Source organism: Nonomuraea rosea, assembly GCF_039539705.1.
Lineage (GTDB): Bacteria > Actinomycetota > Actinomycetes > Streptosporangiales > Streptosporangiaceae > Nonomuraea > Nonomuraea rosea.
This window is the reverse complement of record NZ_BAABDQ010000057.1, coordinates 1-13,760: the sequence shown is the minus strand read 5'-3', so window position 1 is coordinate 13,760 and position 13,760 is coordinate 1. Positions and strand designations below refer to the sequence as shown.

Sequence of the window (13,760 nt, the reverse complement as noted above, 5' to 3'; positions counted from 1 at the left end):
ACCGGCAGCATGATCGGTTCGCTGTCCCACCTGATCCGTGGCGCGGCCCTGGACGCGCTCCTGGCAGGGAGCGAGAGGATCACGAAGAAGGGCCTGGAGGCTGTCGCGCTCGACCACAGGCTCCGAATCTGCCCAGCCCCGCCGACTCGGAAAGGCCTTCGGCATGCCGCCCAGCAGCCCGGACGACCGCCGTCCCGCAGAGCCGTGTACTTCTTCAGTCCACGCAGCCCCATTCGTCCTGATAGGAGCCTCACGCGAAGATCGTTGATCCACCACTCGGCGGGACACCAGTCGGTGGCGGCAAAGTGGTCGCGACCGACTTGTGGGACTTCCAAGTGGGAGAGACTGGCATCCGCGATATCTGCACCGCCCAACGCGCCTGGAGACGGGATATCCCGGCCGCCGAACACATTCACGCCGTCCCCGCCCGCGGAGCACGCGCGCGGGAACAGGGGTATGCAGAACGGCTGATCGTGGTGGTCGACCAGTTCGAGGAGCTGTTCACCCTGGCTGACACCGCCGGTCCTGGCGGGCCCGGCGCGCACGCGAGGCAAGACGAGGATGTGAACAAGCCGGAGGAGGCCGCGACATTCCTCGCCGCGCTGGAGGCTCTGGCTGCCCGCCCGGACGATCCGGCCGCAGCGGAGCCCGGTGCCGCGGCGGGCGGCATGCGCAACCAGGCTCCCGCCGACTGGGCGAAGCGGCTGCCGGCGGGGGTCGTGGTGCTGGCGGTGCGCGGTGACTTCCTGGACCGATGCTCGGCCTGCACAATGTTGGCTCAGGCGCTGGAGGAACGGGCGGTCGTGCTGAGCCCGATGAACGAGCACGAACTGCGCCGAGCCATCACCGGGCCGGCCGCAGCCGCCGAGCTGCGGCTGCAGGAAGGCCTGGCCGAGCAGATCGACGCCGACCTGGCCGACCATCTGCGCACCTCGGCCGTCCTGCAGCGGGATAGCCCAGCCGGGGCGGCAGTTGCCGGCGCGCTGCCGCTGCTGTCGAGGGCCGTGACTCGCACCTGGGCCAACCGGGAAGGTGACCGGCTGACCCATGCTGCCTACGATCGCGGCGGCGGAGTCGCCACCGCCGTCACCGACACCGCCGAGGAGGCCTGGAGGCTCCTGGATCCTGAGCAGCGGCCGATCGCCCAGCGCATCCTGATGGCGTTTGCCGTCACCGGAATCGGCGGGCAGGTGAGCCGACGCCGTGTTTCCCTCACCGAACTCGCTGAGCTGACCGGCCCTCTCGAAAGGAGGGTGCTCGCTCCGCCGCACGCCCCCGGCCACGATCACGGCCACGACCAGCACGCCTCCCACTCCGGCGGCCCGGCCCGGCAGGTGCTGCAGGTTGTGGAGGCCTTTACCAGCGCCCGGCTCATGGTGGCCATGGGCCCGGCCGGCACCTCCGACCGGCCGCCACACCACCTCGGGACCGGATCGGCGCAGCCGGACTCTCCTGCAGCACCGCCCCGCACGTCGCCACCGCCAGCGCGGAAACAAGCGTCGGCGGGCGGATTGGCCGGGACGGTGGAACTGGCTCACGATGTACTGCTTACCGCCTGGCCGCGCCTGCGGTCCTGGCTCGCCGACGACCAGGCCGCCCGCATCATGCACGGCCGGATCGTGCATGAGGCCGCCGAATGGGACCAGCGCGGCCGCAACTCCAGCTTCCTCTATCGAGGATCACGGCTGGAGGAGGCACACGACGCCGCCGTACGCCGACCCTGGTCGCCACCCGGCCCTGAGAGGCCGGCCGAGGCCGAGAGGTGGTCGTACCGCCTGCGGAGCGGGAGTGGCTCGTCGCGGAGTTGACCAGCAACACACGACCCGGCGGGCTTGCGCGTACGTTCATCGACGGCAACGAGCGCGGGCCGCCACTGACATTGTTGACCCGCGTTCGGGACACCAATGTCACCGATGACGTCTATGGTGTCCCCCCAGACCGGCAAGATCGGATGGACGGAGATCTGTTGTGCGTGGCTCGGGCAGCATCGGCGGGTCGGACAGGCGAGACGAGTTGAAGGTGGCATGGCTGCCTAAGGGTCGGGGGGCGATGATGACGGAGCCGGCGTTCCTGCGGGCGCTGGACCGGAAGCGGTTACCGGCCGTCATGGCCGCGTTGCGGTCGAAGCGGGGACGGCTGGCGCGGTTGGTGTTCGAAGGAGTGCCCTCATCGGTCGGCTGGGAGCGGCTTGGCGGAGCGGAGCGGGCGGCGTGGGTGGTGGTCGCGGCTCGGGCGGCCGGAGCCGGGGAACTGGCCTCGTCGGTGTTGGCCTCCGGGTTGCCGGTGGCGTGGGTGACCCGGTGGGCGGCGTTTCCGCCGCCTCAGCTACCGCTTCGTGAAGACGGGATGTTCGTGCACTCCAACTGCGTGGCGATCGGCGATGTGGAAGGCCGCGCGACGATCGTGTCTGGTGGAAGCGACTGCAGGGTGCGCATGTGGGATGCGGCCACCGGTGCTCCCATCGGTGCCCCCCTCGACTGCGCCACCGACGAGTACTCGTCGGGGTACGGGGCGCGCACTGATGAGGTGTATTCAGTCGCCATCGGACGCATCGATGGGCGATCGGTGATCGTGGCCGGTTGTGGCGACACGACCGCAGTCGTGTGGGACCGCCTCGCTGAGGAGTCCCCGCGCCGCCGCCGAGTCTGGCGTTCCCTGTGCGAAGGCCGGGCTGCGGTGACGATCTGGCCCGATGATGAGCGTGTCCCGCCGGTCATCGTCCGAGGTGGTGGCTTCGACTACACGATTGAGCGTATGGCCGCCGCGTCGGGTGCCCTGCTGGGCAGGCCCATCGAGTGCCAGTCGAGGACGGCGAACTCGGTGGCGATGGGGCTGGTCGGCGACCGACGAGTGATCGTCTCCGGCCACGCTGTCGAATTCGACGAGTTAGGAAAAGAGACAGGCGACGGAGAGGTACGACTGTGGGACGCGGTCACCGGTTCCCCGATCGGTGAACCCCTGCGCGGCCACACCGGTGCCGTCCGGTCCGTGGCGATCGGGGAGGTCGACGGCCGGGTGATCGTCGTCTCCGCGGGCGACGACGGCACGATTCGGCTCTGGGATCCGGCGACCGGAACTCCGGTCGATGAACCTCTCCGAGGCCACACCGGTGCCGTTCAGTCTGTGGCGATCGGGCGGATCGACGGTCGAGCGGTGATCGTCTCCGGCGGTGCGGACAATAAGGTCCGGGTGTGGGACGCGGTCACCGGTTCCCCGATCGGACCCCTGCGCGGCCACCTGACCGCGGAGAAGTCGTTCCATCACAACACGGTGAAGTCGGTGGCGGTCGGCCAGGTCGAGGACCGGGCGGTGATCGTCTCCGGCGGCGGTGACGGCGTGGTGCGGATGTGGGACACGACGGCGGACCTCCCGCAGGGTCATCTCGACGAGGTGCTCTCGTTGGCGCCCGGCGTCGTCGACGGCCGCTCCGTGATCATTTCCGGTGGGAACGACGGCACGATACGGATGTGGGACGCGACGACCGGTGCTCCGGTCGGCGAGCCGCTGGGCAATGGCATCGGCGCGGTGCATTCGGTGGCGGTGGGGCACACCAGTGATGGCCATGTGCTGCTGGTTGCTCTCACATGGGGCAGTGTCCGGATATGGGACGCGGTCACCGGCGCCCTTGTCGCTGAGCTGCCGAATCAATCCGTCAACAGGATCGCGGTGGGGACTGTGGCGGGTCGATCGGTGATCGTCACCGTTGGTGCCGTCTATGACGACGCCGGCAAAACCTGGAAGAAGGCGGTGCAGCTGTGGGAGGTGGGCACGGGAACCCCGATAGGTGAGCCCCGAGTTGTACCGGATCGCGTGGCGTCGCTGACCGTGGTGGAGGTGGGGGGCCGCACGTTGATCGTCTCCGGGCGCGAAGACCAGTCACTGCGTGCGTGGGACGCCGCGACCGGGTCCCCGATCGGCGAAGCCATGCGAGGTCACACCGGCAGCGTGGTCGCCATGGCGGTCAAGGAGGTGGAAGGCCGCACCTTGCTGGTCTCGGGTGGTGCCGACGAGACGGTCCGCGTGTGGGACCTGATGACCGGTACTCCGGTCGGCGAGACCTTGCGTGGTCACACCGCAACGGTCTCCTCGGTGGCCTTCGGCGAGGTGGGCGGCGGGTCAGCCGTCGTCTCCGGCAGCCGGGACGGCACGGTGCGGATCTGGGACGCTGCCGGTCACCCTGACCGGTCGGGGCGATGCATCGACCTCGGCGTGCCGGTGACCGGCGTGGTCCCCACCGGACCCGACGAACTGGCGGTGGGCACCGGCATCGGAATCATCAGCTTGAGCCTCGCCGAGTCCTCTCGCTCCTGAGCGCGCCGACGCGGTCTCAGCTTTTTGCCGGCCGGGTCGATGGCTGGCACGCCGCCCTGAACGACCCGCTCGGGGTGGGCATGCTGCTGGACCGCCTGCGGGAGGCCGGGGCCGAAGATCAGGTTCGGCACGCCGGAGCCGAGCTATGCGCCCACTGGGCGGTTATCTGCTGCGGAACTGTTCGATCAGCACAAATGGATTGGTGATCATCCAGAGCGGTTCCACCGCTTCGGCTGTGACCCTGACGGGAGCGCCGCTGCTCCCTGGAACTGGGACGTCCTGGACTGACCGCGGGGAAGCCCAGCAGCATGCCTGGCCGGTGAGCCGAGCGGGTTGAGCTCTCCGCTATCTTCGTGATCAAGAATGCGCGGCCCTGCCCTCAGATCCCGTCCAGCATCGCCTCCGCAGACCCCGTCGCGCCGCCCCGGCGATCCTCGTCCACCACTACCCACAACACCGACTCGTCAGCGGCCACCGCCCGCTCAGGCCGGTAGTACCGAGGCAGTGCACCTGACATGCCTGAAGGCCCCTGAGCTTGACTCGGTTGGGGATCTTGTTCGCTGTTGGGTCAGCTGGCGGCATGCCAGGAACGCAAGCGCGGGATGCCTTGCTGGTCGAGGTAGTCCTGGAAGGCTGTCGGCGGTCGTGGGGGCGCGCTTTCTCCAGGAGGGTGCCGGCTAAGGCGTTCGACGTTGACGGCGATGGCGGTGAGCACGTGTTGCAGGTGGGCCTTGGCTTGCCCGCGGCAGCGGCAGCGCCGCATGCCATGGCCATGGGCGAACTCGCAGATGGTGCCCTCGATGCCGGAACGCACCGCGTAGCGCTTGTGCCAGTCCGGTTCTCGCTGCTCCGCGCGGTTGCGCAGCTGCAGCTCGTGTAGTTCTCGCGGAGGAAAGCCCACGTTGCGCGCACCATCGCGGCAGGTGGTGCACTTGGCTCGGACCGGGCAGGGTTGGCACTGAGCCATTCCGGGTGACGGTGGGTGACGCCAGGTAGTCGATCACTGCGTCGATGTGTCCGGGGTGGTGCAGCAAGAAGACGCAGACCTGGCATGAAGTGGTCCTTCCATGTGTCGGCTTCGTGCTGCGAGAAGGAACCCGCGGTTCGGACGTGGAAAGGCTCAGCGGAACGTGTGCTCGTACGCCCGTCGTAGTTTGTCCAGATCGGGGGGTGGGGGTCGGGTGCCAGACAGCCTCGCGCGGAGGGCGTCCAGCATGGCATGCACGCGTGGGGCGTTGGCGGTCAGGCCGGTGCGCCAGTCGTCAGTGATGGTCAAAGTGAGCTGACAGGCGCCGCCGCCGTCCGCCGTCAGCTGCCATCGCAGTAGTTGTGATGCCCGGGCGAACTCGAGCAGGTGCGGTGGATCGGCGCGGGTGACCTCGCCGGACTGGGTGTGCAGGATGTGGCTGTCGTGTGCCACGAAGGAAAGGCGGGCTCCCTCCGTGAAATGCAGGCTCGAGGCTTCGTAGTCGATCCACGGGTCGAACCATCTGCTGAGCTCGTTCGTATCGGTGATCGTGTGCCAGACCTTGGTTTGGGGGCAGGGGTATGTGCGGTCGAACCGCAGTACGAGCGAGCCGTCTTGGGCCTCGTCCAAGATGGCGAGCTTGTCGTGTGCTCCGGTCATGAATGCAATTGTGCTGGGTTCCCTGCACGGCGGTAGGCGTTAACCCATTCCGCGCATGTGGTGCGGGCGTAGTCGTGGTGGAGGATGACGAGGGCCACGCAGCGACGATCTTTCCGATTCGCCAGGGGTCGAGGCTGATGTTGCGCAGCGCTTTGAACGTCATTTTCAGCAGGGAGTTGCCTCGTTCGCCGATGGCGCGGACGCTGTTGTGGGCCTTGTTCAGTTGCTGTTGTACGGGGGTGAGCCGGCCGCTCTTGGGTTTCTTGAAGGCTACGGTGATCGTGTCCGACTCACCGTCGTAGCCCAGGTCGCCCAGAACGCGCAGGTCATCGGCTGCGTGGGCGAGGGCGGGCAGGATTTCGGTGTGGGCGCGTAATCGCGGTGGTGTCGTGCTCACGACCGGGGCGCACGTCCGAGGTCCAGATCGGCCAGCCGTCTGGAACGGTGATGACCTGGACGTTGCCGCCGTGGTTGTTGTGCTTGCCCGACCACCACACATCTACCCCCGGGGTGGGCGCGGGGGTGCGGCACCGGTCCGTCTCCATCAGCGTCCCGTCGATGTTCACGTGGCTGTAGCCAGCCGACTTCGCCGCCAGCAGCGCCCCATGCAGGCCAGGTGCCTTCGCGGCCAGCACGTCGATACCCTCGTGCAGGTAGTCGTAGCCGGTGGACTTGCTGATGGCGTTGTCCCGGGCCAGCTGGCTCATCCGGGTGCCGTCGTAGAACCAGCGCAGGATCGGTATCGCCTGCTCGTGGCAGCACAGCGAGCGGGTGTCAGCGCGGGTGCCCCGTCGAACCCGTTCGTCGGCCAGTAGACCGGCCAGGAAGTCCACCGTCTCAGCGCGTACCGGCAGCAACGCCGTGTATGTGACACTCATCGTCGACGCAGAACCCTTATGAAGTTGATCTGTGAGAGGGCCACCTTCATACCTGAGCTCTGCGTCTTCTTGCTGCAGCACAACGGGTCCGGCGTGTCGCTCCAAGAAGCGCGACCGACTACCCAACGTCACCCATCGTTACGCGGAATGGCTCACTGGCTCTTGTTGAAGCGGGCCACGATCAACGGGACGGCGGTCAGCGAGGATGTCGGATACGGGCCGTGCCAGCCCTTGCTGATCTGGCCCTGCGGGCAGGTGACTTCCTGGCGGTCGAAGTCGATGCGAAAGTCGGCGCGGGCGAAACCCTCACCCTGGCGGTTTTGGTGGGTGGGGTTGCCTGGAAGCGGTCCGACCACGGTGATCTGGTGTTCACGTTCGGCCTGTTCGAGGAGGACCAGGGAGGTGTAGCCACCGTCGACTAGGTGCTGCTCAGGCCGTAGGCCCCGGCGTTCCAGCCGGGCGTGGATGCCGGGCAGGACCTCGGTGTCAGCGCTGGTCGCGGGCATGGTGACCACGTCCGTGATCACATTGGGGCCGTCGCCGGGGCAGGTCTCGGTCACGTGCGCGAGGAACCCCTGCCAACGGGCTGGTCAAGGCCTTTGCAGGGGGCGAGGTGCTTTGTCGTACCCGTGCACGATCACGGAGACCCAGCTGGCGGCCGCATGTCACGTCCCCTTCAGATTCGCCGGGAGCGTCACCGGGTTGACGACACATCTGTCATCGCGCCCAGGGTGTGCCGGTCAAGGACGAGGACGTGGCGCGGCTGTCCCCGCTGGGCCACGCCCACCTCAACTGCCTGGGCCGCTACGCGATCGCTTCCTCGGCCCCGGACAAGGGTCTGCGGCCGCTCGAAGCGGCGGAGTTGCCCGAGGCCAGTGCCGCCCGCCATTACCGCTGTCGTGGACGAGGACGGCGTCTGAAGCGCGGACCGTTCGAATCGCGGGTGCCGTGCACCAGGGCGTCGGTTGGACCGCCGCCCTGGTCATCGTCGTCGGCCTGATTCTGCTGCGATCAGGAGCGTTGGCCGGACTGGTCCACGATCTTGGCTTCCAGCTGCGCGGTCAGGCCCACTGTGCCCGCCTTGAAGGTCTCCTTACTGCCGTCGGCCCACTCGTAGGTCCGGTCCTTCAGCCGCGTTGAGTTGGTGCCCAGGTAGCGGAAGGTCTCCGGGTCCAGGATCAGGTAGCTGCGTGCCTCAGCGTCGGTGAGGCTGAACGCCACGCCTCGCCGTCCGTCGGCCACGGGCACGTCCTGGGTCACCGTGATGCCCTTGATCGTGGGCAGCGCGCGGAAGAGCGCGGCCCGTACATCCGGGGCGAGCCACTGATCGGTGATGAGCTGGTTGATCTCCATGAGAAGCATCGCCGGCGGGACGTGGCCGTTCAGCTCCTGCTGCCTCCGGCGGTCTTCGTCGAGGATGGCCGCCTTGATCCTGGCGATCACCCCGGCTGGGTGACAGGGGGCTTGGCCAGCTCGGCCGGGTTCATCACCGCGCTGCCCTGGAACATCAGTTTGCCGTTCTGGTACCAGGCCGACCGCTTGCCGTCCACGCTGGTCCACCGTTCCCAGGTGTCGCGACGGTCTCGGTCGACGTCCCCTTCGACGCCGGTCAGCTGCAGTTCCTTGGTGTAGAGCCACTGGGCGGGGTCCGGGGCGGGCGTAGCGTCGTTCTCGGCCGCACGGGCGGCGCGCTCGCCCAGCTCGGCCACGCTGGCCACCGGTGCCATGCCCGGCTGGTCCCTGAGCGTCACGACGGTCCCGCCGACGACCAGGGCCAGCGCCGCAGCCACCGCGACCCGCCAGCCGAGCCTTCTCGCGCCGGTCGCGGCCTGCTTCCGTGCGGCCCCCGGCTCGTGGATGGCCGTCATCAGCCGTGCCTTGGCCGTGTCTGAGGCTTCGGCGGTCATCGCCGGGGTGCCCCGGCGAAACTCCTTGATCGCGTTCATCACAGCTCCTCATCCCCGAGTACGTTCCTGGCCTTCTTCCGCGCGATGCAGCCGTGACCGTACGGTCCCCACCGAGATGTCCAGCGCCCGCGCCACCTCCTCGTACGACATGTCCTCCCACGCCACCAGCAGCAGCACGTCCCGATGCCCACGGGGCAACGACGCCAGCGCCCCCGCCAGCTCACGATCCCTGCCCTGCGCCGTCACCCGGCGCGTCACGGTGTCGGCCAGCGCCTCAGGCAGAGGGTCCACCCCGGTACGGCTCAGCGCCCGCAGCAGCCGCTCCTCCTGCCGCCGATGTCTGGCGATCAACGTGGTGGCGATCCCGTACAACCAAGGCCTGGCCAGCGCGAACGACGTGTCATACGTCCCGCGCCGGCGAAAGGCCGCCGGAAACGTCTCGGCCACAATGTCGTCGGCGACCTGCGCGCCAAGCCGCCGGGCCGCGTACAGATGGATCTGCCTGGCGTAGCGGTCGAACAGCGCCGCGAACTGCTCTGGGTGATGCGCCGAACGACGGATCAGTTCTCCGTCGTCGATCTCGACCGTCTCAGCACTCAACGCCTCTCCTTCGTGAAGTAGGTATTTCACCGTGCTGTCTCCCGAAGGGCGTCACCGGGTTCCCCAAAGCCGTGACACGGGGGAAAGGTGATGCCGCCGCCCGCAGACGGCAGGTATATGCGATATCCCTTTGGTTCCGCTGGCAGGGATGGGTGTGCAGGTCGGCGATAGCTTTCGGGAAGAGATTGCGCGAGATTCGGTGAGGACACCTGACGAAGAGCCGCCGTACGGCGCGGATACTTCGTTTCCCGGTTATCTGGCAACTCGGCGGATGGGGGAGGCGTACCGCATGGATCCGGTCATCGCCGAGCAGCTCGGCCGCACCCACCCGCTCGCCCGCAATCTCGACGACTTCCTCACCGACCTGGCCAACGCCGGCGCCTCCGCCCACACCCGGCGCGCCTACCGCGGCGACCTGATCGCCTTCGCCGCCCACTACGGCGAGGAGATCGGTGAGCTGACCGCGACGCCGATCCGCGCCTACCTGGCCGAACTCACCGAGCTGTCTCCGGCCAGTCGCAAGCGCAAGCGCGCCGCGATCGCCTCGTTCGCCAAGTGGGCGGTCCGCCACGACCTGCTGCAGGCCAACCCGATGGACCGGATCGACACCGTCAAGGTCCCGAAGGCCCTGCCCCGCCCGGCCACGGCCGCCGACGTAGCCAAGGTCCTGGCCGCGATCTGCACCCGGCGGCCGTGCAAGGACGTGCCGCTGGACCGGCTGCGCGATCGGGTGCTGTTCGAGACCGCCTACGTCTGCGGCGCCCGCGCCTCCGAAGTGTGCCGTCTCTACGTGGAGGATCTCGATCTGCGCCTGGACGACGAACACGTCCGCATCCACGGCAAGGGCGGCAGCGTCCGCACCGTCCTGCTGGACGACCGCGGCTACGTCGCCCTGCTCAAGCTGTACCTGGCCCACGCCGACTACACCGCCGGGCCGCTGTTCCGGGCCAGCATCAACGGCCGCGGCGGACCGCTGTCCTACGACGCCGCCCACCACCGCTGGCAGAGCCGCTGCACCGCCGCACGCGTCGAGATCGACATCCACCAGCTGCGCCACGCCCACGCCACCGAACTCATCAACGCCGGCGTCTCCATCGAGGCCGTGCGCCGCCGCCTCGGCCATGCATCCACCGAAACCACCCAGCTGTACGCGTTGCTCGACGATAAGGTCGCCGACGCCGAGATCCGCGCCGCACGCCGACGCCGCGACCAGGCAACGCGCTGAAGAACCTTCATGACCAAGAGCGACCTCACTCGCTGCGGCCAAGATCCTTCTCAGCGCCAACGGCTGTCCGCCGGTTCCTCACCCCAGGACTCCATGAAGATGCTGCTGGCTGCGCTGGGCGGCGGTGGCACACTCACCGCGGCGGTCCTCTCGTCTTCCTGGTCGATCGCCCTCGCCGTTCTCGCAGTTGGGGTGCTCGCCATCGCGGCTGGAGTGATCTTCCACCACAGCGACAACCCCATCGAACGCGTTGAACGTCTGATCAAAGCGCTGCGACTAGGCGATCCACTGGCCGCTCCTCCAGCGCCGGCGCATGCCACCCTGGCTCCGCCAGGGAGCGTGCCCGCGCCCAGAGCGCGAAGTCAGCACCCGTCCAGATCCTCAAAGAAGCGCGGCCCGTGACTCCAACGGGTACGCCGACACCCCGTGCCAACTGATCTCTCCTCACGGGCGGTCGGATTTATGGAACCCCAGGGCCCGAGGAACGCGCGATCAGCCCAGCCGCCGCAGCCACACGGGACCACCTTGCTCGCCGACGGCCAGCGTCCGCCCGTCCGGGCTGAGTGCCACTGGATATGCGACGTCAAAGTCTTCGTTGAGGGCGGTGATGACCTTGCCGGTGGCCACCTCCCACACCAGCACCGAGCCACCTGCGCTGACGGTGACCACTCGCCTCAGGCCGGGGCCGAATGTCACGGCCGCAGGGCGCTGCGGACTGGCAAGGGCGGTGATGATCTTGTTGGTGGCCACCTCCCACGTCAGCACCGAGCCGTTTACGCCAATGGCCAGCGTCCGCCCGTCCGGGCTGAACGCCACCTCGTGCACGCTGTGGTCGGTGAAGGTGGTGATGACCTTGCCGGTGGCCACGTCCCACACCCGCGCGGTGTGCTCACCGCTGGCGGCGGCTAGCCTCCGTCCGTCCGGGCTGAACGCCACCGAGAGCACACGGTCTATGCCTCCCTCGCCCCTGTCGAAGGTGGCAACGGCCTTGCCGGTGGCCACGTCCCACACCCGCACCGAGCCGTCACCATCTTGGCCGCCGGTGGCCAGCATCCGCCCGTCCGGGCTGAACACCAGCGAGTACGGGGTCTCGCGCTTGGTGAGAGCGTCCAGAGTGGCAGGGCCTGGCATGAGGAAGAGCGCCGATACGCCGATGACGGCCAGCGCCGCCAGCACAGCAACCAGATCCCTTTTCCCCCTTCGGGTACCGCCGCCCCTGATGCCGGGTGTCGAGGAGAGCACTTCGGGGGTGAGCACGGAGCTCGGCATGACTTCGCGCGTGAGCGCCGATCTCAAGGAGAACACTTCGGGTGCTGAGGCCGCCGGATCAGACTGCGATCCGGGGCCAGGAGGCCCGATGATGACCAGCCACAGCCCTGCCAGTGCGGCCATTGCGGCGATCACGCTACTCACCTGATCGGCAATCTCCCATCCGGAGAATGCCGCCGTCCCGGCCAAGGCCAGCCCGGCCAGTATCAGCACGGCCCCTACCCCGGCCCGTCCTCTCTTCCCCATGGATCGATCCTTGCCGGTTCGCCGGAGTTGCGCACTGAGAACAGCGCTCTCGGATGCCGCGTTCGCCCCCGGTCGCGTCGTTTCGCATCCCCGCCGCGTCCCGGGCCTCGGTGTCAGGTGACACGCAATCTGGCCGCGTGCCAACCGAAGTGGCCAGAGAGTTGGCCAGTGACAGGGGAAGTGGCCATGATGTGACTTGTGAGCGCTAAGTCACGGAATGTGATCGGCGAGTTCAAGGTGGCCTACGTCATTGCCGATGGCGTCGAGGCGTCGGCGGGGTGCGCCAAGGAGGGATATGCCTTGGTTTGCACCACTTGAGCTCCACCTCGATCATCTGATCATGACAGACGTAACCCGGATAAGCACTGGCGTCCCGCACGGCACGCGGGAGCGCCTTGCCGCCCGGATGAGCGAGGAGAAGGCAAGGCGGCGCGAGCTCCTGGCCGATCCTCGCTGGAAGGTCCCTAATCGTGCGTCGGCTGAGATGCGGGCTGGCATCCGAGCCCAGGTCCACGCCCACCTGCGTGAGCTGCGCGAGGCAGGGGCACTGTGTGACACCATTGATGTCCTCATGACGCACGCCGTACGTGATGAACTCGCCGAACGAGGATGGGACCATTCATGGTCGGCCCCGCCCCCGACCGCGCCCCGGTCGGGCCAATGGCTGGGAACCCGCAGCCACTCCTGGCCCGAGCGGATCTCCGTTCGCTTGCCGAGTGACCTCGCCGAGCGGCTCTACCGCGCGTGCTGGCACACCAGCGAGCCGACCATTGCCGCCCTGCGCGCCTGGCGTGACGACCCCCTGCAGTACGCGAAGTACAGGGAGGTGGCAGATCGGGTGATCACTCCGGGCGACATTCTCCGCGACGCCGTTGCCCGGGCGCTCACCAACTGACCCCGTATCGGTCAGATCCCCTGGCCGAGCAGCGACTGACATGGCAACCGCTACCCTGCCGAAAAATGGCCACTTTGAATGACACGTGCCTCTCATCGCCCGTGACAGGGGAACTGGCCAACGCGAGGTCACGCCATGATCAGTGGCCAGACTGGATGTCACCTGACACTCGGGGCGTGGTCGTGGTTGACGGGGCGGTTCGGCGTCTGGGGAACATCGGAACCGGACCGTGCGCTTGTGCGCACCGTGACGATCTACTGCGGATAACTATCGAGTATCTGCGATGGGCACACCGCCTCTTCTCGTATCCCTTTGACCTGCACAAACGCGCTGTAAGTGTTCCTGAGGCGTTCAAGCACCCACCTATACAGTCACGGTGAAGTCGCGCTGCAGCCTGGTTGGGAGGCCGCTCGTGCCTGGATCGGACGCGTTGGTGCGCACCTCTTGCCGCGTCGGACGTCTTGCAGGCCGCGCGCGCATGCGTCGCTTGACGGCGCAGCGGGCCACCCGATGCCCCTCGCGCAGTAGTTGCTGCCAGACCTGGCGCACCACCGGGGGGTATCCCTGTAGGTGTGGGAAGTGATCTTGCTGGGAAGCAAGCCATTGGTGGGCGGGGGCCCACTTCTTCGGGGGAGAGTCATGACGGTAATCGAGGGTGTCGGCGGCCACATGTCGACACGCTGAGTGAGATCCGCTCTACGGTGAGGGATGTGGCCGGTGAGCAGCAGGAACGTCGTCCGATTCGGGAGTTGATCGATGATCGGCTGTTGGATGAGCTGCTGGTCCGGTCCCGGGATGAGGC

The 13,760-nt window shown here is 67.8% G+C and carries 13 protein-coding genes and 2 pseudogenes; 6 read left to right on the top strand and 9 right to left on the bottom strand.

Annotated elements, in window-relative coordinates:
* Window positions 1–305: 305 nt before the first annotated feature.
* Both ABEA43_RS61470 and ABEA43_RS61465 read left to right on the top strand, forming a co-directional pair.
* Window positions 306–1,808, top strand: a complete 1,503-nt coding sequence (locus ABEA43_RS61470; RefSeq protein ID WP_345578001.1) for an nSTAND1 domain-containing NTPase — start codon at window positions 306–308, stop codon at window positions 1,806–1,808.
* A 241-nt stretch (window positions 1,809–2,049) separates the two neighbouring features.
* Window positions 2,050–4,311 carry a WD40 repeat domain-containing protein gene (locus tag ABEA43_RS61465; RefSeq protein ID WP_345577998.1) on the top strand — a complete coding sequence of 754 codons (2,262 nt, stop codon included), beginning with the start codon at window positions 2,050–2,052 and terminating at the stop codon, window positions 4,309–4,311.
* Between the two features lie 379 nt (window positions 4,312–4,690).
* On the opposite strand, the gene ABEA43_RS61460 is transcribed toward ABEA43_RS61465, so the two are convergent.
* From ABEA43_RS61460 to ABEA43_RS61440, 5 genes and pseudogenes are all read right to left on the bottom strand, one after another.
* Entirely contained in the window at window positions 4,691–4,828 is a 138-nt protein-coding gene (locus tag ABEA43_RS61460) for a hypothetical protein (RefSeq protein ID WP_345577995.1), read from the bottom strand.
* A gap of 51 nt (window positions 4,829–4,879) precedes the next feature.
* Entirely contained in the window at window positions 4,880–5,278 is a 399-nt protein-coding gene (locus ABEA43_RS61455; RefSeq protein ID WP_345577992.1) for a transposase, read from the bottom strand.
* A gap of 153 nt (window positions 5,279–5,431) precedes the next feature.
* On the bottom strand, window positions 5,432–5,938 hold the full coding sequence (locus ABEA43_RS61450; RefSeq protein WP_345577989.1) for an SRPBCC domain-containing protein: 507 nt from the start codon (window positions 5,936–5,938) through the stop codon (window positions 5,432–5,434).
* A gap of 59 nt (window positions 5,939–5,997) precedes the next feature.
* A pseudogene (locus ABEA43_RS61445) lies at window positions 5,998–6,816 on the bottom strand (HARBI1 family protein); the annotation flags it as partial.
* Window positions 6,817–6,968: 152 nt separating this feature from the next.
* Window positions 6,969–7,376, bottom strand: a complete 408-nt coding sequence (locus tag ABEA43_RS61440) for a hypothetical protein (protein WP_345577986.1) — start codon at window positions 7,374–7,376, stop codon at window positions 6,969–6,971.
* A gap of 161 nt (window positions 7,377–7,537) precedes the next feature.
* Between ABEA43_RS61440 and ABEA43_RS61435 the strand changes: the two are divergent.
* Window positions 7,538–7,736 (top strand): annotated as a pseudogene (locus tag ABEA43_RS61435) (hypothetical protein); the annotation flags it as partial.
* 91 nt (window positions 7,737–7,827) lie between these two features.
* On the opposite strand, the gene ABEA43_RS61430 reads toward ABEA43_RS61435, so the two are convergent.
* Genes ABEA43_RS61430 through ABEA43_RS61420 form a run of 3 tightly spaced genes read right to left on the bottom strand, consistent with a single transcriptional unit; the run spans window position 7,828 to window position 9,323 of the window.
* Window positions 7,828–8,259: a hypothetical protein gene (locus ABEA43_RS61430; RefSeq protein ID WP_345577983.1), complete on the bottom strand. Its 432-nt coding sequence runs from the start codon at window positions 8,257–8,259 to the stop codon at window positions 7,828–7,830.
* Window positions 8,256–8,762, bottom strand: coding sequence for a hypothetical protein (locus ABEA43_RS61425; protein WP_345577980.1), 507 nt, complete (start codon window positions 8,760–8,762; stop codon window positions 8,256–8,258). Before ABEA43_RS61425 ends, ABEA43_RS61430 begins: the two co-directional genes overlap by 4 nt.
* 9 nt (window positions 8,763–8,771) lie before the next feature.
* Complete coding sequence (locus tag ABEA43_RS61420) at window positions 8,772–9,323, bottom strand: RNA polymerase sigma factor (RefSeq protein WP_345577977.1); 552 nt, start codon at window positions 9,321–9,323, stop codon at window positions 8,772–8,774.
* Window positions 9,324–9,612: 289 nt separating this feature from the next.
* Between ABEA43_RS61420 and ABEA43_RS61415 the strand changes: the two genes are divergently transcribed.
* Both ABEA43_RS61415 and ABEA43_RS61410 read left to right on the top strand, forming a co-directional pair.
* Window positions 9,613–10,548, top strand: coding sequence for a tyrosine-type recombinase/integrase (locus ABEA43_RS61415; RefSeq protein ID WP_345577974.1), 936 nt, complete (start codon window positions 9,613–9,615; stop codon window positions 10,546–10,548).
* Between the two features lie 9 nt (window positions 10,549–10,557).
* On the top strand, window positions 10,558–10,950 hold the full coding sequence (locus tag ABEA43_RS61410; protein ID WP_345577971.1) for a hypothetical protein: 393 nt from the start codon (window positions 10,558–10,560) through the stop codon (window positions 10,948–10,950).
* A 90-nt stretch (window positions 10,951–11,040) separates the two neighbouring features.
* Here the strand turns inward: ABEA43_RS61410 and ABEA43_RS61405 are convergent, their stop codons facing one another.
* On the bottom strand, window positions 11,041–12,030 hold the full coding sequence (locus ABEA43_RS61405; protein WP_345577967.1) for a WD40 repeat domain-containing protein: 990 nt from the start codon (window positions 12,028–12,030) through the stop codon (window positions 11,041–11,043).
* A gap of 373 nt (window positions 12,031–12,403) precedes the next feature.
* On the opposite strand from ABEA43_RS61405, the gene ABEA43_RS61400 reads away from it, so the two are divergent.
* Window positions 12,404–12,958 carry a hypothetical protein gene (locus ABEA43_RS61400; protein WP_345577964.1) on the top strand — a complete coding sequence of 185 codons (555 nt, stop codon included), beginning with the start codon at window positions 12,404–12,406 and terminating at the stop codon, window positions 12,956–12,958.
* The last annotated feature ends 802 nt before the right edge of the window (window positions 12,959–13,760 follow it).

What these genes read in the sequence shown, in the direction of transcription:
- ABEA43_RS61410 (WP_345577971.1), top strand. Translation starts at nt 10,558, where the DNA reads ATGACCAAGAGCGACCTCACTCGCTGCGGCCAAGATCCTTCTCAGCGC.
- ABEA43_RS61450 (WP_345577989.1), bottom strand. Translation starts at nt 5,938, where the DNA reads ATGACCGGAGCACACGACAAGCTCGCCATCTTGGACGAGGCCCAAGAC.
- ABEA43_RS61415 (WP_345577974.1), top strand. Translation starts at nt 9,613, where the DNA reads ATGGATCCGGTCATCGCCGAGCAGCTCGGCCGCACCCACCCGCTCGCC.
- ABEA43_RS61425 (WP_345577980.1), bottom strand. Translation starts at nt 8,762, where the DNA reads ATGAACGCGATCAAGGAGTTTCGCCGGGGCACCCCGGCGATGACCGCC.
- ABEA43_RS61460 (WP_345577995.1), bottom strand. Translation starts at nt 4,828, where the DNA reads ATGTCAGGTGCACTGCCTCGGTACTACCGGCCTGAGCGGGCGGTGGCC.
- ABEA43_RS61400 (WP_345577964.1), top strand. Translation starts at nt 12,404, where the DNA reads ATGACAGACGTAACCCGGATAAGCACTGGCGTCCCGCACGGCACGCGG.
- ABEA43_RS61455 (WP_345577992.1), bottom strand. Translation starts at nt 5,278, where the DNA reads ATGGCTCAGTGCCAACCCTGCCCGGTCCGAGCCAAGTGCACCACCTGC.
- ABEA43_RS61465 (WP_345577998.1), top strand. Translation starts at nt 2,050, where the DNA reads ATGATGACGGAGCCGGCGTTCCTGCGGGCGCTGGACCGGAAGCGGTTA.